Genomic DNA, 16326 nt, shown 5'->3' with positions numbered 1-16326 from the left:
CATGAGGACCGAGGCGGTCAAGAGGATCGGCGCGGGAGGGGAGGGGTACCGATGGCCACGGCACAACACCAGCAGGACGCGTCCGCCGGCCGCCTCCTGCGATGCGCCGCCGTCTTCCTGCCCGCACCGCTGCCGAGGGCCGGGAACATCGCCTTCTGGGATCCCGACGGCGGTGCCCTCCCGGATCCGGGCGAGGTCTGCGGACACCCCGCGGACCCGGGGAGTCCGGCACACGGTGCGCGTGCCGGGGAGATCACCGTCGTCCGCCGGCACGGGAAGGGGGACGGCGTCCGCCGGCGCACTGTGCCCGCAATCCTGCTGCCCGTCGCCGCCGCGCTCCCGCTGCTGGCCCGGGCCCGGCACCAGGTCTCCGCCCACCCCGCCACTCGATGCTGGGGCGCCGCCGCGCTCCAGGCGCTCGACCTGGCGGCGCGCGGCAGACTGCTCCCCGGTCTGACGGACGACGACCACGACGCCTGGCGGGCCGGGCCGCGCGATGCCGAGGACATCGCCCATCTCCGGGCGATAGCCGCCGCCATGCCCGCCGAGGGCCATGCGGTCCCGCTGCCGGACCGCACGCCGCTCCGGATCCCCGACCCGCAGTGGCTGCTCGGCTCGTTCCTCGACGCGGTCGCCGACACCCTGCCCCGTACGCCCGCCGCGGCGTACGCGATGGGGGCACCCTTCGCGGCCCGTGAGGCCCAGCACCTGCCGGGAGCCCGTGACTGGGCGGTCGAGGTCGCGGCCGGGCTCGACGCGGGCGTACGGGTGTCGCTGCGCCTCGACCTGTCCGCGTACGAACTCTTCGACCGGGCCGACGACAGGGCCGATGCGGACGACGCCATCGGCCCCGACGGCAGCGCCCCAGGTGCCACGCGGCACGCCGCCGCTGCCATCACCCAGGTGCACAGCCTCGCCGACCCGACCTACGTCACCGACGCCGCCGCGCTGTGGAACGGCGGGGCGGGCGAGCCCTTCGGCCCGCGGGCCAGGATCGACGCCGTGCTCGCCCTGCGCCGCGCAGCCCGCGTCTGGGGGCCGCTGGAGAGGCTGCTCGACCAGCCGGTGCCCGACGCACTCGCCCTGACGGAGGACGAGCTGTACGAGCTGCTCGGCGACGCCGGAGCCCGGCTGGCGGCGGCCGGAGTGAGCGTTCACTGGCCCAGGGAGCTCGTCCGCTCGCTCACCGCCTCCGCCGTCGTGCGGCCCGCACCCGGCTCGGCCACCGACGGCACCTCGTTCTTCGATGCCGAGCAGCTCTTCGCCTTCAACTGGCAGTTGTCGCTGGGCGGCGAGCAGCTCACCGAGGCGGAGATGGACATCCTCGCCGAGGCCCACCGGCCGGTGGTGCGTCTGCGGGACCAATGGGTCGTCGTCGATCCCGCGCTCGTACGCAAGGCGCGCAAGCGGGAGCTCGGTCTGCTCGATCCGGTCGACGCCCTCGCCGTCGCCCTGACCGGCACCGCCGAGGTCGACGGCGAACAGGTCGAGGCCGTGCCCGTCGGAGCACTGGCCGCACTCCGCGAGCGCATCACCGCCGACCACACCACCATCGTCCCGCCGCCCGGCCTGGACGCCACGCTCCGCGACTACCAGCTGCGCGGCCTGGCCTGGCTGGACCGGATGACCTCGCTCGGCCTCGGCGGCTGTCTCGCCGACGACATGGGCCTGGGCAAGACGATCACCCTCATCGCCCTCCATCTGCACCGCGCCCGCCCCGCGCCCACCCTGGTGATCTGCCCCGCCTCCCTCCTGGGCAACTGGCACCGCGAGATCAGCCGCTTCGCTCCCGGTGTCCCCGTGCGCCGCTTCCACGGCACCGACCGCACCCTCGCCGGGCCCGACGGCGGCTTCGTTCTCACCACGTACGGCACGATGCGATCCAGCGCCACGCAACTGGCGGGCCACAACTGGGGACTGATCGTCGCCGACGAGGCCCAGCATGTGAAGAACCCCCAGTCCTCCACGGCGAAGGCGCTGCGCACCATCCCGGCCCCCGCCCGAGTCGCGCTCACCGGCACCCCGGTGGAGAACAACCTCTCCGAGCTGTGGGCCCTGCTCGACTGGACCACTCCCGGACTGCTCGGCCCCCTCAAGGCCTTCCGCGCCCGGCACGCCCGCACCGTCGAGAACACCGGTACGGCCGCCGGACTGGCCAACGACGAAGCGGTCGAACGGCTGGCCCGTCTGGTCCGGCCGTTTCTCCTGCGCCGCAAGAAGTCCGACCCGGGCATCGCCCCCGAACTGCCGCCCAAGACGGAGACCGACCACCCCGTCTTCCTCACCCGCGAACAGGCCACGCTCTACGAGGCGGCGGTCCGCGAGACGATGGCGTTCATCGAGGCGTCGGAGGGCATCGCCCGACGTGGCCTGATCATGAAGCTGCTGGCCTCGCTCAAGCAGATCTGCAACCACCCCGCCCAGTATCTGAAGGAGGAGCCGACCCGCCTCGTCGGCCGTTCCGGAAAGCTCGCCCTGCTCGACGAACTCCTCGACACGATCCTCGCCGAGGACGGCTCCGTCCTGATCTTCACCCAGTACGTGACCATGGCCAGGCTGCTCTCCGCCCATCTCGCCTCGCGTGCCGTCCCCTCCCAGCTCCTGCACGGCGGCACACCCGTTGCCGAGCGGGAGCGGATGGTGGACCGCTTCCAGTCCGGCGAGGTCCCGGTCTTCCTGCTCTCCCTCAAGGCGGCGGGCACCGGACTCAATCTCACCAGGGCCGCCCACGTCATCCACTACGACCGCTGGTGGAACCCAGCCGTCGAGGAGCAGGCCACGGACCGGGCGTACCGCATCGGCCAGACGCAGCCCGTGCAGGTCCACCGGCTGATAGCGGAAGGCACGGTCGAGGACCGGATCGGCGAGCTGCTGGAGGCGAAGCGCGCCCTGGCCGACACGGTCCTCGGAACCGGCGAGACCGCGCTGACCGAACTCAGCGACCGCGATCTGGCCGATCTCGTCTCGCTCCGGAGGCCGGCATGAGCCCCCGCCCGCACACCGGCCACGACCCCCGCTCCGCCGTGCGCCCGCGCCCCGGCCCCGACGACCTGCGGCGCACCTTCGAGGCCGTTCCGCCCCGCACCGGCGACGGACCCTTCGCGGACAGCTGGTGGGGCCGTGCCTGGGTGACCGCCCTGGAATCCCTCTCGATGGACGAGGGCCGGCTCGCCCGCGGCCGTACGTACGCCGACAGCGGCAAGGTCGCCGCGATCACCATCACCCCCGGCCGGGTGGTCGCCTACGTCCACGGCAGCCGCCCCCGCCCCTACCGCTGCGAGCTGCGGCTGCGGACCCTCGCCGACCCCGACTGGGACACCTTCCTCGACGCGGTCGCGGCCCGGCCGGGTCATCTTGCCGCGCTGCTCACCAAGGAGATGCCGCACTCGCTGGCCGACACGGCGGCCGAGGCCGGCATCGGGCTGCTGCCCGCCGCCGGGGACCTCGACCCCGGCTGCTCCTGCCCGGACCACGGCCGGCCCTGCAAGCACGTGGCCGCGCTCTGCTACCAGATGGCGCGGCTCCTGGACGCCGACCCGTTCGTCCTCCTGCTGCTGCGCGGCCGGGGCGAACGGGAACTGCTCGCAGAGCTGGGCCGGCGCAACGCCGCGCACTTTGCCAGGGAACGCCCCGCGGCCCCCGCCACACCTTCCGTACCGGCGAGCGAGGCCCTCGCCGAGCGCTTCTTCCCGCCGCTCCCCGCCCCGCTGCCGGTGCCGCCGCATCCCGCACAGCCACCCGCGTACCCGAGCCTGCCCGGTGCACGGGACCCGCTCGCCCTCGACCACCTCGCCACGGACGCGGCGGCCCGCGCGCACGAGCTCCTCACCACCGGCAACGACCCGCTGGCCGGACTCACCCCCTGGCAGGACGCGGTACGTCTGGCCGCGTCCCGCCCCACCGCCGGGCTCACCGCCACCACCCGCGCCCTCTACCGCGAGCTGGCGTACGCCACCGGCCGCACCACCACCGACCTGGCCAGGGCGGTCGCGGCCTGGCGCCAGGGCGGCGCCGACGGGCTGGCCGTCCTCGAAACCCCCTGGGACCCCCCGGCAGGCCCCTTCGACCGGGCCCGCCCCGCGCTCGCGGCAGCCGGCTTCCCGCGCTTCCAGCCCCGGCGCAACCACCTCACACACCCCGGCGGCACGCTCCAGCTCCGCTTCGGCCACGACGGCCGTTGGTACGGCTACGAATCCGAGCCGGGCGAGGACGACTGGTGGCCCCGCGCCACTCCGGACACCGACCCGGTGAGCGCGCTCATGGAGCTCAGCGGGGGCTGATACCCCGGCCGGGGCCGGGCCGCGGGTCTCAGTAGCTCTGCAGATAGACGAGGAGACCGATCAGGAAGACGGCGACGATCGGCAGCACGATCAGCCGGGCCTTGCGGAACCCCTCGTTCTCCTGGTCGGTCCGGCCCCGGTCGGCGCCGTGCACCGACGCCAGATGCTCCCAGGCCATGTCGGAGATCCTCGCCGTCGTCAGCAGTGAAGGCGACCAGTCGCAGTGCGCACAGACCACGAAGTCGCGGTACGGGTCGTACCGGAAGTCCCGCTCGATATTGACCGTGAACACCTGACCATCCGGTGTCGTGGCCGTGAAGTGGCGTACTGGCGTGCCCATGTGGATCGTTCCCCGTTCGGCGCGTGTCCCGTACCCGGCCGAGGCACAGTACCCGACCGGGTCGCGCCCGGGGTCAGAAGTCGGCGGTCGTGCGCTCTTCGAGCCGGGCCACCGAGTCCTGGGCGTAGGCATTCTCGTAGGCGTCGCGGATCCGCTCGATCTGGGCATCGCGCACACGGGCCTCGGACGCGGGGTAGAGCAGGATCAGTTCGTAGCTGCGCGCCCGTTCGATGACCCCGTTGGAGTTCCGCCACTGCCCCCGGCCGTCCTGGACGGTCAGCCCGTTCGGGAAGCGCGGCGTGACCTCCTCGTCGATAAATGCCAGGAACTGGTGATCGGTCACATCGGTTCTGCCGTCCGAACGTTGGGTGCCGAAGAAGAGCCGGGTCTCGATGTACGCACGCCCGCGCGTGGCAAGGGCCGACGCCTCGGACTGCGAGGCCGCGGGCGCTTCACCGCCGAGCGTGGCGTATGCGACGGGCGTGCCCACGGCCAGTACGGCCAGCGCGACTGCCGTCGCGGTCAGCGCGGTGCGCTGCTTCGGGCCGGTGCGGTGCTGGGCAACGGGGAAGAGGGAGATACGAGACAAGGCAGGGACCTTCGTTCGGCGCCTGGTGGAGGCGGTGACGGGTGGTGTCCATATGGGGGGGGCCGGGGAGAGCCCGCGGGCCGGGTGGTGCGGACACGCGGCCTCACTGTGACAAGTGGCCCCCGCCGGACAGCGGCAAGGACATGGGCGTCCGGCGGAAACCACTCGCACGGGTCGGTCCGGGGCCGGTGAAATCCTGCTGTGCCCCGAGGAACGGGGCGTCGCAATCGCCCCATGACCTCGGAGATCGCCCGGATCAATCCGGAGCAACTGCACCCCACGCCCGGCTATCACCACATCACCGTCGTGGAAGCGGGCCGGCCCGCGTATATGGCCGGGCAGTGCCCGCTCGACCGCTCCGGCACTCTGGTGGGTCCGGGCGACCTCGATGCCCGGATCGACCAGGTCGCGGACAACGCACTCGTCGCACTCCGCGCCGTGGGGGCCGGACCGGCGCAGGTCGTCCGCTCAGTGATCTACGTGGTCAGCGACGACGTCACGGTCTTGGGGGCCGCCTGGCGCCGGCTCACCGGCTCGGTCATAGGGCCCGCTTTCAGCACCGCGAGCACGCTCCTCGGCGTCGCGGGGCTCGGCTTCTCCGGACAGCTCATCGAGGTCGACCTCACCGCGGCGCTGCCCGCCTGAACCAGTCCGAAGAACGGGTAATACGGAAAGCGTTTGGCCCGGACGACTCGGCGCTGCTAGCTTCCCCGATGTGGCGAAACTCAATCAGATCATCGCAGTGGAGAAGGGCGTCAAGTCCAAGGCTCACCAGGACCTGACGGCGGCTCATCACGGCCTCCAGAAGACCGGTCTGCTGGCCGGGATCTCCCGGACGTACCAGCCGAAGGACGAGGAGGGCGAGCAGCTGCCGCCCGAGTCGACGCTGGTGCAGATCAAGGCCGAGGACGTGCTGCGGGAGACCGCGGCGACCCTGACCCGGCTCTTCGATGTGACCGCCACGAAGGACTGGGCCAACTGCACGGCCCGCGCGGACGTGAAGGTCGACGGGCGGGTGCTCGTGAGCGACGTTCCCGTCTCGTATCTGCTCTTCCTGGAGAAGCAGTTGACGGACCTCAACACCTTTGTCCGCAAGCTTCCGGTGCTCGACGCCGCGGAGGCCTGGACCCAGGACCCGTCGACGGACTCCTGGAAGACCGAGCCGGTGCGGACCCTCCGTACGAAGAAGGTGCCCCGCAACCACGTGAAGGCGGAGGCCACCGACAAGCACCCGGCGCAGGTCGAGGTGTACTACGAGGACGTCCCGATCGGGTACTGGACGACGGTGAAGTTCTCCGGCGCCCTCCCCGCGCGGCGCGTCAACGAGCTGCTGGACCGGGTGGAGAAGCTCCAGCAGGCCGTGAAGTACGCCCGTGAGGAGGCCAACGGCGCGGACGTCACCGACCAGCGGGTGGGTGATGCGGTATTCGGTTACCTCTTCGGGTGACCGACCATTGATTCCCCGGCCGACTCATTTCGGCCGGGGTGCGCGAGGAGCGCAAGCTGAAACTGAAGCTTGTCGTGACGACGCGGTTCCAGTGGAGGTTCGAGTCCTCCCCCCGGCATTCCGTGCCGCCCGCACATCAACGGGCCGGGGTAGCCCAAATGGAAGAGGCAGACCGCGATCAATCTCAGACTCTTGCTCCAGACTCAGCATTCGCCACCCATCGCCGAATCAAACGGGCCCGTGCCCATGGGCGTCGAGATGCCGGTTCGACTCCGGCTCGCAGAGCTTCGATCTGCGGTCGTCTAAAGGCAGGACGCGGCGACATAAACCTGACACGGGTCCTTAAAAGTGTCGGCGTGCCGAACGGGTGGCACACCAGGGCTCGGGGGCCGGCTACGCCCCCGGGCCCGCTCCCGTTCCGGACGACGCGCGGCTCGCGGGAAGCGACACCCCGCGCCCCGCGAAGAAGCGCTCGAAGTCCGGCAGCGCGAGCTCAGCGGCCCGCGTCCTGGCCGTCGTGCCCGACGGGTTGTGGAAGTGGACGCCCGTGCCGTCGGCCGTACGGGACGTCAGCAGGACCAGATGCCCGCCCCGCCCCGGGGCCGGCCGCCCGGGGTGCCGGATTCCGTAGTGCACCGAGGCCATGACCGTACGGCCGCCGTCCAGCAGACCGATGATCTCCTCCGGCGTGAGACGGCGGTGCACCGTGGCGTCCACGCCGTGCACCTCGCGTGCGTACTCGGCGAAGGGGGCGTAGACCAGACCCCGGATCCCGCCCTGAGCGTCCTCGGTGTACGCGCCGTACCGCAGCGCCCCGTCGCGCAGCGCGAACAGAGACGGGGCCCCGGCGCCGAGCGCCATGCGCAGGCAGGTCATACCGCACAGATGACCCGCCCAGCGCGCGTACTCGGCCGGTGACCGTGCTCCCGACTGAGCCCAGGCCGGGTCGGAGGCCGGATCGAGCCCTTCCTCCACGATCGGGCCGACCAGCTCGGCCGAGGCGAACTGGGTATGGACGGGAAAGCGGCATGTGGAGCAGGTCACCGTGGGTGTCCGATCACTGGCGGTATCCGGTCAGGAAGCGGCCGATGCGGCTGATCGCCGCGTCGAGATCGTCAGCGTACGGGAGCGTGAGGATCCGGAAGTGGTCGGGCCGCGGCCAGTTGAAGCCGGTTCCTTGTACGACCTGGATCTTCTCCCGCAGCAGCAGATCCAGTACGAACTTCTCGTCGTCGACGATGCGATGCACCTTCGGGTCGAGGCGCGGGAACGCGTACAGCGCGCCCTTCGGCTTCACGCAGGACACCCCGGGGATCTCGTTCAGCTTCTCCCAGGCCCGGTTGCGCTGCTCGTACAGCCTGCCGCCCGGCGCCACCAGGTCCCGGATCGACTGCCGGCCGCCGAGCGCGGCCTGAATGGCGTACTGCGCGGGCGCGTTGGGGCACAGGCGCATGGAGGCGAGCGTGGTCAGCCCCTCCAGATAGCTGCGGGCGTGCTGCTGCGGGCCGGAGACCACCATCCAGCCGGAGCGGAAGCCCGCCACGCGGTACGTCTTGGACAGGCCGCTGAAGGTGAGACAGACCAGGTCGGGGGCGAGGGCCGCCACGCTGTGGTGCTCGGCGTCGTCGTACAGGATCTGGTCGTAGATCTCGTCGGCGAACACCATCAGGCCGTGCCTGCGCGCCAGATCGAGAATGCCTTCGAGGATCTCGCGCGGGTAGACGGCGCCGGTCGGATTGTTCGGGTTGATGATCACGACGGCCTTGGTGCGGTCGGTGATCTTCGAAGCCATGTCGGCGAGGTCGGGGTTCCAGTCCGAGGCCTCGTCACAGATGTAGTGCACGGGCTTGCCGCCCGCGAGGGTCACCACCGCCGTCCACAGCGGGTAGTCGGGGGACGGGACGAGCACCTCGTCGCCGTCCTCCAGCAGCGCCTGGACGGCCATCGAGATCAGCTCGGAGACGCCGTTGCCGAGGAAGACGTCGTCGACCCCGACGTCCGCCAGCCCCATTGCCTGGTAGCGCTGCGCCACCGCCCGGCGGGCGGAGAGGATGCCGCGCGAATCCGTGTAGCCATGGGCCTGCGGAAGCATCCGGATCATGTCCTGGACAACCTCCTCCGGCGCCTCGAAACCGAAGAGCGCGGGGTTGCCGGTGTTGAGCCGGAGCACGCTGTGGCCCGCCTCCTCCAGGGCGTTGGCGTGCTCGATGACCGGGCCCCGGATCTCGTAACAGACTTCGTCGAGCTTGCTGGACTGCCGGAATTCCATGCGGTGGCCTCCCCGACCTGATTGCGATACTTGGTTTTACCAAGCTCGGGCTTGGAAAGTCCAACAACATGTCTAGACTGCGTCGCATGCCACGTCAGCAACAGCCCGCAACGCGCCCGGTCCGCCGCCGCAGCTACGACCAGTTCTGCGCCACCGCGCGCGCCCTCGATTCCGTGGGCGACCGATGGACCCTGCTGATAGTCCGTGAACTGCTGGCGGGCCCCCGCCGCTACACCGACCTCCACGCCGACCTGCCCGGTGTCAGTACGGACGTGCTCGCCTCCCGGCTCAGGGACATGGAGCAGAGCGGCCTCGCCACCCGCCGTCGGCTCCCGCCGCCGGCCGCCGCCTCGGTCTACGAACTGACCGAGCGCGGCCACGGCCTGATGCCGGTACTCGCCGCGCTCGCCGAGTGGGGTGCGCCCGCGCTGGCCGAACGGCGCGCCACCGACGCGGTGCGGGCCCACTGGTTCGCCCTCCCGCTGCTGCGCGCCCTGGACGGGCTGGCCCATGCCGGAATCATCGAAGTCCACTTGGAGGAAGGCGAGTTCCATGTGCGTGCCGGTGGCGCACAGGACGGAGCGGCGGTCTACGGGGACGGTCCCGCCGCCCGCGCCGATGCCCGTATCGCACTCGACGTCGAGGCCTGCCTGGAGCTGGCGAGGGGCGGGCTGACCCTCGCCGAGGCCGTCAAGGACGGCCGCGCCGAGGTGTCGGGCGACGGGCCGCTCGCCGCCGAGCTGCGCGGCGAGTGACGGCCCGGCCCGGAGGAGTTCCCGCCGCCGGCTCCCGGGCGGCCACCGGCGGCGGTCGGTCTGAGTCAGTTGGCGAGTGTCTCCCCGTACGCCCCGAAGCCGGAGATCACCAGCCCGTCGCGGAAGGTCAGCACCTCGCTGACCCGGCCGCCGATCTGGTTGCGGTAGTCGATCACCAGGGCATGGACACCCACCCGGACGTCCACCAGCTCGAACCGCAGCTCGGGGATGCGCTCCAGGCCCGTGGCCCAGTACGCACGCAGCGCCTCCTTGCCGTGCACCGTGCCGGACGCGTCGCCGGTCATCTGCGCGATGACGGGCGAGCTGAACGTCACGTCCTCGTGATAGTGCGTCAGAATGCGTTCCAGATCATGGGAGTTCCAGCCGTCCAGCCACTCGGCGGCGAACGTGCGGGCGAATTCGAGGTCCATGGAGGAAGATCGTAGGAGGCGGACGCGCCGGGGTCGGAGCGTTTTCCGGGCGACGGGAGGCAGCGGCCATGAACGGGGAGGACGCCCCGCTGGTGGGACGGCCGGGACTGAGTGCGCTGCGGCGGCGTACCGGGGACGGCGAGCGCTGGACCCTGCCCGCTTTCGCGCGGTACGAGGACGAGGCGGCGCCCGGCGACCGCGCGGACGCGGTCGTACGAGCCGACGATCCGCTGCACCCGGCCTGGACGGGGTGGGCCGGGCCGCGGCCCGACGCCTGATCACGGGCCGGGCTGCGGACCGGTGTCGTGGCCAGGTGCGGATGCCGTGGGTCAGGGGCCGGGGCGGCCACCCACGGTGGTGACCGCCTCCGCGCCCGCCCGGCAGCCCGCCGCCACGGCCGAGGCGTCGTCCGCCCCTGCCAGGTGCGCCGCGAGGAAACCGCCGGTGAACGCGTCGCCCGCACCGGTCGAGTCCACCGCCCCGCGCACCCGGACGGCCGGGACGCGCCGGGTCACCGCGCCCCCGGCGGCGAGCAGCGCCCCGCCCTCGCCGAGCGTGACGACCACCCGGTCGGCCAGGAGGCTCAACTTGGCTGCAGCGTCGGCCGGTTCGGGCAGCCCGGTGAGCAGCCGGGCCTCGTCCGCGTTGGGCAGCAGCAGGCCGGCGCCCTCCGCCGCGGCCAGGAACCGGTCGGCGCCCAGCTCGGCGAGGAATCCGGCCGAGGCCGGGTCGATGCTCACCGGGATCCGTCGCCGCCGCGCCTCCCGCAGGGCGAGCAGGGCCGTCGCACGGCTCGTCGCGGCGAAGAGAAGGTAGCCGGAGAGATGGAGATGGGTGACGCCGTCCAGCATCGACGGCGACCAGTCCTCGGGGGAGAGGCGGAGCACGGCGCCGCTGTCGGTGAGGAAGGTGCGCTCGGCCGCGGAGTCGACCAGCGCGACGACGGTGGCGGTCGGCGCGTCGTCGTCGACGGCCAGCAGACAGCGCACCCCCGCCCGCCGCAGCGCGTCCCGGTGCCAGTGCGCGCTGTCGGCGCCGACCCTGGCCAGCAGTCGCACGTCCGCACAGCCCGAACGGGCCGCCCAGCAGGCGACGTTGGCCCCCGCGCCGCCGGGCAGGGTGCGTATCAGGGCCGCCGTGTCCGTGCCGCGGACCAGTGCCGTCGCGTGCCGGGCCACCACGTCCGTGACCACGTCCCCGACGACGAGCAGGCCGCCGTCGGTCATCGTCGGACCGCCGGGTCCTGGGGCGTGGTGGCCCACGCGCCGGAGATGTGCGCGGCCAGCGACACGTTGTTGCGCACGGCCGCCAGATTGGCCTCCAGCGAAGCGCCCGCGGTCTTCCGCATCAGCCGGTCCAGCAGGAAGGGTGTGACGGCCTGGCCCACGACGCCGCGTTCCCGGCACTCATCCAGCGCCTCGGCCAGCACACGGTCGTGGAGCGCTGGATCCAACTGGTCAGCCACGGAAACGGGGTTGGCGACGATCAGGGCGGAATCCGGACCGCCGAGCTCGTCCTGGGCCCGCATCACCTCGGCGACCTCCTCGGGTGTCCGCACCGTCCAGTCGACCGGCTCGCCCGAGCTGGTCAGATAGAAGCCGGGGAAGCGGTCGGTGCCGTATCCGAGCACCGTGACGCCCAGCGTCTCCAGGCGCTGGAGCGTGGCCGGCACGTCCAGGATCGACTTCACCCCCGCGCACACCACGGTGATGCCGGTCCGTGCGAGCAGCCGGAGATCGGCGGACTCGTCCTGGGTCCGGGTCCACTCCCGGTGCACGCCGCCGAGGCCGCCGGTCGCGAAGACGCGCAGGCCCGCGCGTGCGGCCAGGAACGCCGTCGCGGACACGGTCGTCGCCCCGCTCGCGCCCGTAGCCAGGGCCGGGGCGAGGTCCCTGTGCCCCAGCTTCCGCATCGCGGGGTCCGTGGCGACCCGCTCCAACTGGTCCTTGTCCAGGCCGATGCGGGGCCTTCCGTCGAGTACGGCGATGGTCGCGGGTACCGCGCCCGCGGACCGTACGAGCCCTTCGAGCTCCTCGGCGACCCGCAGATTGCGCGGGCGCGGCAGACCGTGGGCGATGATCGTCGACTCCAGGGCCACGACGGGGTGGTGCGTGGCGAGGGCCGCCCGTACTTCGGCGGAGAGGGCGGGGGCGCAGGGATGTGCGCTGTGCGAGGCGTTGGATGACATGTCCACATCCCTGTCGCGGGTGCAGCTGCCTCAAACGTGCGACCGGGGCGGCGGCCGCTCATGGGCCGGTCGGGCGGACCGGAATTCCGTCGACCGGTTCTGACGCAGCCTGCTGCCGAGTCGTCTTCCAGCGGTCGCTAAGGTGACCGGCCATGACAACATTTGATCAAGCTCCTGCCTCGTTCGTCGTGCACATTCCGGACGCCGAACTCGAACCGGAACCGCTCGACCCCGCACAGATCGTCTCGGGCGAACCCGTGGTGACCGGCAAGGTGCTCTGGGAGTCGCCCGACGGCAAGCAGCTGCGCGGGATCTGGCAGATCACGCCCGGCGTGGTCACCGACACCGAGGCCAACGAACTTTTTGTGGTCGTCAGCGGCCGCGCGACTGTGGTGGTCGAGGGCGGTGCGACGCTGGAGCTCGGGCCGGGGGACGCCTGTGTGCTGCGCGAAGGCGACCGTACGACGTGGACCGTGCACGAGACGCTGCGCAAGGCGTACCACATCAGCCTCTGAAGCCATCCACGGCATCAACAGCACCTGAGGCATCAGCAGCACCTGAAGCATCAGCACCCCCTGAGGCATCAGAAGCCATCCGGGGTCTCAGGAGCATCAGGCGTCGCGTGAGGACGCCGGTGCTGTGGGCCGGGCGAGTGCCCGGCGCAGTGCCAGCGCCGCCATCGGCAGCAGCAGACATGCTCCGACCACGTTCAGCCAGCCGTAGCTCGCTCGGGCGACGATGACCCCGGCGACGGCTCCGCCGATGCCCGCCGCCGTGTTCATGGTCAGATCCGACAGACCCTGCACGGCGGCGCGGGCGGCCTGTGGCACGGAGTCGGTGAGCAACGCCGAACCGGCGACCAGCCCCGCCGACCAGCCGAGACCGAGCAGGAAGAGACCGGCCGCCGTCTGCCCGTGACTGGCGCCCGCGGTTCCGGCGAGCAGCGCAGCGCAGGAGAGCAGCCCGACCGCCAGACCGATCACCGCGAGCCGGCCGAAGCGGTCCGACAGCCAGCCCATCACCGGGGAGAACGCGTACATCCCCGCGATGTGGCCGCTGATGACCAGGCCGATCAGCTGGAGTCCGGCGCCGTGGTGCCCCAGGTCGACCGGGGTCATCACCATGATCGAGACCATCACTGTGTGCGAGACGGCCACCGTCACCAGCGCCAGCCGTGCCATCGGCGAGGCCCGGACCGCCGCGACTCCGGCACGCAGCGAACGGCCGGCCCGGGATTCGTCGCCCTGCGGAGCCAGCGCCCGCGCCGTGAGCAGCGGGTCCGGCCGCAGCAGCGCAAAGACCACCACGGCCGCCAGCAGGAAGATTCCGGCCGCGAACACGAACGGGCCCGCCTGCTCGGATATCGCGGAGCCGCGGAAGACGCGGCCCACCGGGGCGGCGATGTTCGGCCCGAGAACGGAGCCGATCGTGGTGGCCCAGATGACGGTGGAGATCGCCCGGCCGCGCCGGTCGGGCTCGGCCAGGTCCGCGGCGGCGAACCGGGCCTGCAGATTGGCCGAGGAACCCGCACCGAACCCGGCCATGCCGAGCAGCAGCAACGGGAAGCTCTCCACGAGAGTGGACAGGACCACCAGCCCCGCGCCGAGCGCACCGATGAGATACGCCAGTACGAGACCGGGGCGACGGCCGCGCGAGGTCATCAGCGCGGCCAGCGGCAGCGAGAGCAGCGCGGTCCCGGCCACCGAAGCGGTCGGGGCCAGACCGGACAGCGCCTCGGAGCCGCTCACCTCCGTGGCCAGCACGGGGGCCAGGGCGATACCGATGGGCACGCCGAGGCCGCCGAGTATCTGGCTGCCTACGAGCACCGCGGACGTTCGGCGCCGCAGCCCGGGAAGATCGGCTGCCGAGACCGGTGTGGCGGGACGGCCGGGCCCGGTGGGGGTGTCAGGTGCATCGAGGGTGTTGGTCACTGGCGAAGTGTGCCAGTGACGTACACGGGTGCGAAACGGGGGTCGGACCGGGCACGCGCGCCACCATGGTCGCTGGACGATCCGTCGTTGTCGCTCCGGGCGGTCGGACCGGGCACGCGCGCCACCACGGCGGCGGTCACCAGGGGCCGGCCCGGTGCGAAGGCTCCGGCGGCCGGCTCAGAACAGCGGCTGGGGCAGCACGCCCTCCAGTGCCAGCAGCTGCCGCTTGGTGTCGAGCCCCCCGCCGAAACCACCGAGTCCGCCGTCGCTCCCCACCACCCGGTGGCACGGCACCACCACCGGCAGCGGATTGGACGCCATGGCCACCCCGACCGCCTGCGCCGCACCCGGCCGGCCCACGCGCCCGGCGAGCTCCCCGTGTCCGACGACCGTCCCGTACGGCACGCTCGTGGCCGGCTCGCGGAGCACCTGACGGTTGAAGCCGGAGGTCAGCGACCGGTCCAGGTCGAGCGAGAACCCCCGCGACGATCCCGCGAAGTACGCCGCGAGCCGGGTATCGGCTCGGCGAGCCGGTCGGAGCCGGGACTCTCCACCGGCTCCGCGCCGAGCCGTGTCCGCAGCTGCCCGAGGGCCCTGCCCCGCATCTCGGGGCGGGCGTGGAAGACCACGCTCACCAGGCCCGCGCCGGTCGAGGCAAGGAGCAGCGGGCCGATGTCGCTCCCGACGACGGCCCACTCGACAACCCCGTTGCTGTTCATGGGATCCACCGTACGGCCGCCCACCGACAACCGGCCGCGGCCCCGGTTCAGCCCGTGGCTTCGCGCACCACGTCGGGGTTGTTGGTGATGATCCCGTCCACGCCGAGGCCCGCCACCTTCTGGGCGTTCGCCGCGTCGTTGACCGTCCAGGTGTTGACCCGGAGCTTCTTGCCGTGCGCGCCCTTCAGCGCGTGCACCGCGTTCACGTAGTCGGCCGAAAGGGATGTGTGGGAGGGGTTGATCTGGTCGGTGAAGGCCGCGTACGACGGCAGGTCGGCCGCCGCGGGGGTGCCGAGGAAGCCCGTCGTGACGTCCGGGCGCAGCTGGTGCACCTTCTTCACGCTGTCCGCGCCGAAGCTCTGGATGACGAGCCGGTTCTTCACATGAGCGCGGTCGAGCCACCCCTTCTGGCTCAGCACCCGCAGGGTCTCCTTCTCGATGCCCGGGTAGGTCTGGGGGCTCTTGATCTCCAGCAGCAGCTTCTGCCGGTTGCGCTCGACCCGGTCCAGGTACTGCTCGAGCGTGGGCACCCGGGTCCCGGCGAACTGCGGGCCGAACCAGCTGCCCGCGTCCAGCCGGGCGATCTCCGCCGCCGTGAAGTCCTTGACCGCCCACGAGGTCCGGTCCGGGAAGACCTCCTCGACATCGGTGGTCCGCCTCAGATCGGTGTCGTGCATGACCACCAGCACACCGTCCTTGGTGAACTGGACATCGTTCTCCACCCAGTCGAAGCCGAGGTCGTCGGCCTTGTCGACGGCGGCCAGGGTGTTCTCCGGTGCGTAGGCCGACGCGCCCCGGTGGGCGAAGACGACGGGGGCGGTCCGCTTCGCGTCCCTGGTCCTGTCGCTCACGGTGCTGATGTCGGAGACCGCGGTCACGTGCCCGGTGCCGGTCGCGGTCCGGTCCGTGGCCCGCGCGTCGGTGGCCGACATCAGAGAGGCGCCGGTGCCCATCAGGGCCGCTGCGGCGAGAGCGGCGATTGCGGTGCGTGCGTACACGTGTACTCCTTGCGTCAGAAGTTGCGGACGGGCTGAGAGTGACAGCCGCGCCCCAACGGGGGACAGGCGAAGGATGGACACAACGTGAACGTGGCGGCCGATGCCGGGTCACGGGCCGAAACCCCGCTCGATAACATGCAGCTCTTCTGTTTGTTTGCCGGGACTCGCGCTTTAGAGGCTGTCGGGTGACCTCGGACCGGAAAGCGGACGCGGTCCGGCGCGTGCGGTTCCAAGGCGGAGGAGGAAGGCGACGCGGAGCGTCGTCGACCGACGACAACGCGGGAAAGCGTGCGCGCCAGGGCGTGGCCGCCCGGTCGGAGGCCACCCGACAGCCTCTTGGGGTCACCCCGAAACCCGGGCTTCCGCGAAGGGCGTACGA

General features: G+C 71.9%; 15 protein-coding genes and 3 pseudogenes. 8 read left to right on the top strand and 10 right to left on the bottom strand.

Features of this window, described 5'->3' with window-relative positions; translation table 11 throughout:
• Positions 1 to 51: 51 nt before the first annotated feature.
• Both ACWCQ6_RS00770 and ACWCQ6_RS00765 read left to right on the top strand, forming a co-directional pair.
• Positions 52 to 2985, top strand: a complete 2934-nt coding sequence (locus tag ACWCQ6_RS00770; RefSeq protein ID WP_451084603.1) for a DEAD/DEAH box helicase — start codon at positions 52 to 54, stop codon at positions 2983 to 2985.
• On the top strand, positions 2982 to 4280 hold the full coding sequence (locus tag ACWCQ6_RS00765) for an SWIM zinc finger family protein (protein ID WP_451084602.1): 1299 nt from the start codon (positions 2982 to 2984) through the stop codon (positions 4278 to 4280). Before ACWCQ6_RS00770 ends, ACWCQ6_RS00765 begins: the two co-directional genes overlap by 4 nt.
• A 28-nt stretch (positions 4281 to 4308) precedes the next feature.
• Here ACWCQ6_RS00765 and ACWCQ6_RS00760 read toward each other — a convergent pair whose 3' ends face one another.
• A complete protein-coding gene (locus ACWCQ6_RS00760) occupies positions 4309 to 4620 on the bottom strand; it encodes a hypothetical protein (RefSeq protein ID WP_451084601.1) in 312 nt (103 codons plus the stop codon).
• 73 nt (positions 4621 to 4693) lie between these two features.
• A complete protein-coding gene (locus tag ACWCQ6_RS00755) occupies positions 4694 to 5200 on the bottom strand; it encodes a DUF3574 domain-containing protein (protein ID WP_451084734.1) in 507 nt (168 codons plus the stop codon).
• A gap of 243 nt (positions 5201 to 5443) precedes the next feature.
• Between ACWCQ6_RS00755 and ACWCQ6_RS00750 the strand changes: the two genes are divergently transcribed.
• The 3 genes and pseudogenes from ACWCQ6_RS00750 (at position 5444) to ACWCQ6_RS00740 (ending at position 6774) form a co-directional block, all read left to right on the top strand.
• Positions 5444 to 5854 carry a RidA family protein gene (locus ACWCQ6_RS00750; protein WP_451084600.1) on the top strand — a complete coding sequence of 137 codons (411 nt, stop codon included), beginning with the start codon at positions 5444 to 5446 and terminating at the stop codon, positions 5852 to 5854.
• A gap of 70 nt (positions 5855 to 5924) precedes the next feature.
• Positions 5925 to 6656, top strand: coding sequence for a DUF7873 family protein (locus ACWCQ6_RS00745; RefSeq protein ID WP_072483100.1), 732 nt, complete (start codon positions 5925 to 5927; stop codon positions 6654 to 6656).
• 32 nt (positions 6657 to 6688) lie between these two features.
• Positions 6689 to 6774, top strand: a pseudogene (locus tag ACWCQ6_RS00740).
• A gap of 275 nt (positions 6775 to 7049) precedes the next feature.
• Here the strand turns inward: ACWCQ6_RS00740 and ACWCQ6_RS00735 are convergent.
• Entirely contained in the window at positions 7050 to 7700 is a 651-nt protein-coding gene (locus ACWCQ6_RS00735) for a peptidase (protein ID WP_451084599.1), read from the bottom strand.
• 13 nt (positions 7701 to 7713) lie between these two features.
• Positions 7714 to 8925: a pyridoxal phosphate-dependent aminotransferase gene (locus ACWCQ6_RS00730; RefSeq protein WP_451084598.1), complete on the bottom strand. Its 1212-nt coding sequence runs from the start codon at positions 8923 to 8925 to the stop codon at positions 7714 to 7716.
• An 86-nt stretch (positions 8926 to 9011) separates the two neighbouring features.
• Between ACWCQ6_RS00730 and ACWCQ6_RS00725 the strand changes: the two genes are divergently transcribed.
• Positions 9012 to 9680 carry a winged helix-turn-helix transcriptional regulator gene (locus tag ACWCQ6_RS00725; RefSeq protein ID WP_451084597.1) on the top strand — a complete coding sequence of 223 codons (669 nt, stop codon included), beginning with the start codon at positions 9012 to 9014 and terminating at the stop codon, positions 9678 to 9680.
• A gap of 65 nt (positions 9681 to 9745) precedes the next feature.
• Here the strand turns inward: ACWCQ6_RS00725 and ACWCQ6_RS00720 are convergent, their stop codons facing one another.
• Positions 9746 to 10111 carry a nuclear transport factor 2 family protein gene (locus ACWCQ6_RS00720; RefSeq protein WP_451084596.1) on the bottom strand — a complete coding sequence of 122 codons (366 nt, stop codon included), beginning with the start codon at positions 10109 to 10111 and terminating at the stop codon, positions 9746 to 9748.
• A gap of 113 nt (positions 10112 to 10224) precedes the next feature.
• Between ACWCQ6_RS00720 and ACWCQ6_RS00715 the strand changes: the two are divergent.
• Positions 10225 to 10389 (top strand): annotated as a pseudogene (locus ACWCQ6_RS00715) (uridine kinase); the annotation flags it as partial.
• 51 nt (positions 10390 to 10440) lie between these two features.
• Here ACWCQ6_RS00715 and ACWCQ6_RS00710 read toward each other — a convergent pair.
• Entirely contained in the window at positions 10441 to 11337 is an 897-nt protein-coding gene (locus ACWCQ6_RS00710; RefSeq protein WP_451084595.1) for a carbohydrate kinase family protein, read from the bottom strand.
• Positions 11334 to 12299: a pseudouridine-5'-phosphate glycosidase gene (locus tag ACWCQ6_RS00705; RefSeq protein WP_451084594.1), complete on the bottom strand. Its 966-nt coding sequence runs from the start codon at positions 12297 to 12299 to the stop codon at positions 11334 to 11336. The genes ACWCQ6_RS00710 and ACWCQ6_RS00705 overlap by 4 nt, the downstream gene beginning before the upstream one ends.
• Positions 12300 to 12451: 152 nt before the next feature.
• Between ACWCQ6_RS00705 and ACWCQ6_RS00700 the strand changes: the two genes are divergently transcribed.
• Positions 12452 to 12814, top strand: a complete 363-nt coding sequence (locus ACWCQ6_RS00700; protein ID WP_329816937.1) for a cupin domain-containing protein — start codon at positions 12452 to 12454, stop codon at positions 12812 to 12814.
• Between the two features lie 96 nt (positions 12815 to 12910).
• Here ACWCQ6_RS00700 and ACWCQ6_RS00695 read toward each other — a convergent pair whose 3' ends face one another.
• From ACWCQ6_RS00695 to ACWCQ6_RS00685, 3 genes and pseudogenes are all read right to left on the bottom strand, one after another.
• Complete coding sequence (locus ACWCQ6_RS00695) at positions 12911 to 14230, bottom strand: MFS transporter (RefSeq protein ID WP_451084593.1); 1320 nt, start codon at positions 14228 to 14230, stop codon at positions 12911 to 12913.
• 177 nt (positions 14231 to 14407) lie between these two features.
• A pseudogene (locus ACWCQ6_RS00690) lies at positions 14408 to 14949 on the bottom strand (methylated-DNA--[protein]-cysteine S-methyltransferase).
• 47 nt (positions 14950 to 14996) lie between these two features.
• Positions 14997 to 15947: a glycerophosphodiester phosphodiesterase gene (locus ACWCQ6_RS00685; RefSeq protein ID WP_451084592.1), complete on the bottom strand. Its 951-nt coding sequence runs from the start codon at positions 15945 to 15947 to the stop codon at positions 14997 to 14999.
• Between the last annotated feature and the right edge of the window lie 379 nt (positions 15948 to 16326).

This window comes from Streptomyces sp. NPDC001880 (assembly GCF_053594575.1).
Note: the sequence above shows the minus strand (reverse complement) of the source record. Positions and strands in the feature narration are given on the sequence as shown.

What these genes read in the sequence shown, in the direction of transcription:
- ACWCQ6_RS00700 (WP_329816937.1), top strand. Translation starts at nt 12,452, where the DNA reads ATGACAACATTTGATCAAGCTCCTGCCTCGTTCGTCGTGCACATTCCG.
- ACWCQ6_RS00750 (WP_451084600.1), top strand. Translation starts at nt 5,444, where the DNA reads ATGACCTCGGAGATCGCCCGGATCAATCCGGAGCAACTGCACCCCACG.
- ACWCQ6_RS00770 (WP_451084603.1), top strand. Translation starts at nt 52, where the DNA reads ATGGCCACGGCACAACACCAGCAGGACGCGTCCGCCGGCCGCCTCCTG.
- ACWCQ6_RS00765 (WP_451084602.1), top strand. Translation starts at nt 2,982, where the DNA reads ATGAGCCCCCGCCCGCACACCGGCCACGACCCCCGCTCCGCCGTGCGC.
- ACWCQ6_RS00725 (WP_451084597.1), top strand. Translation starts at nt 9,012, where the DNA reads ATGCCACGTCAGCAACAGCCCGCAACGCGCCCGGTCCGCCGCCGCAGC.
- ACWCQ6_RS00720 (WP_451084596.1), bottom strand. Translation starts at nt 10,111, where the DNA reads ATGGACCTCGAATTCGCCCGCACGTTCGCCGCCGAGTGGCTGGACGGC.
- ACWCQ6_RS00710 (WP_451084595.1), bottom strand. Translation starts at nt 11,337, where the DNA reads ATGACCGACGGCGGCCTGCTCGTCGTCGGGGACGTGGTCACGGACGTG.
- ACWCQ6_RS00730 (WP_451084598.1), bottom strand. Translation starts at nt 8,925, where the DNA reads ATGGAATTCCGGCAGTCCAGCAAGCTCGACGAAGTCTGTTACGAGATC.
- ACWCQ6_RS00705 (WP_451084594.1), bottom strand. Translation starts at nt 12,299, where the DNA reads ATGTCATCCAACGCCTCGCACAGCGCACATCCCTGCGCCCCCGCCCTC.
- ACWCQ6_RS00760 (WP_451084601.1), bottom strand. Translation starts at nt 4,620, where the DNA reads ATGGGCACGCCAGTACGCCACTTCACGGCCACGACACCGGATGGTCAG.